The sequence below is a fragment of the Photobacterium pectinilyticum genome (genome assembly GCF_024357955.1).
GTDB lineage: Bacteria > Pseudomonadota > Gammaproteobacteria > Enterobacterales > Vibrionaceae > Photobacterium > Photobacterium pectinilyticum.
In genome coordinates, this window is record NZ_JANEYT010000194.1 from 1 (window position 1) to 799 (window position 799).

Annotated in this window: 1 protein-coding gene; it reads right to left on the reverse strand. The window is 40.9% G+C overall.

The window, feature by feature from the left end; translation table 11 throughout:
* Positions 1-186 precede the first annotated feature (186 nt).
* A complete protein-coding gene (locus NHN17_RS25850; protein WP_255045540.1) occupies positions 187-507 on the reverse strand; it encodes a hypothetical protein in 321 nt (106 codons plus the stop codon).
* Positions 508-799 lie beyond the last annotated feature (292 nt).

Sequence of the window (799 nt, forward strand, 5' to 3'; positions counted from 1 at the left end):
CCTTGGCTGATGAATTCTGGTATCAAATACCAGAATTGTCGGTGCGCAAAGTGCCTGTTATGTTGAATTAGCCAAGAACGGGCGTGATCATGTAACAGACAAAGACAAGAAAGGCCGCTATGGGCGATACTTCGGGTGTTTTTTTATAAAAGGCGTTATTAAGGGGCTTTCTTCATGTCTACAATTTTAAATTAAAAACAAGACAACAATAGCTAACACTACTAAAAAAACACTCATGAGCATCAGCCCAAGTTTATAGTACAGCTCAGCCAAATTGAGTTTTAGGGACATTAGATTTTCTCTCGCAATAAGAATATCTCTATCCCCCCCCGCAACCTTTAGCTCACTACTCATATCAATGAACTTATCCAGTTCCTTAATTTTACGGGCAAGCTTTGATAAAGGGTTATTACCTATAAAGTGCCAAGGGCGTAATTTCACTTCCTTTGACTCTTTGAGCAAGTCCTCAGAAAACTTCATCAATCCAACTTCCGGTATAGCAACCATATCACCCCTCTGAAAGCCACGGACAAATGCAACTACATGCATTCTAGGAGCAAGTTCACCCCTTCGCAAATGCAATACAATAGGAGCATTACTGACAAGATGAACAATCTAGGAAAGAGACACTTTAATCTGGGAAAACTCACTGACATTTTAATATGGGATAAACAATATCGGTGCGCTAAGTGCTCATTATGGTAAATAGCTCAATTAGCCCCTGATTTTGGCCTTTCCAGCCCCTCAGAAGCCCGTAGGCGGCATTTCACATAGATGATCAAGGCGATGCATGCCTAAT

Bases quoted from the DNA above. Each gene is read 5' to 3' on its own strand.
- NHN17_RS25850 (WP_255045540.1), bottom strand. From the start codon at position 507: ATGGTTGCTATACCGGAAGTTGGATTGATGAAGTTTTCTGAGGACTTG.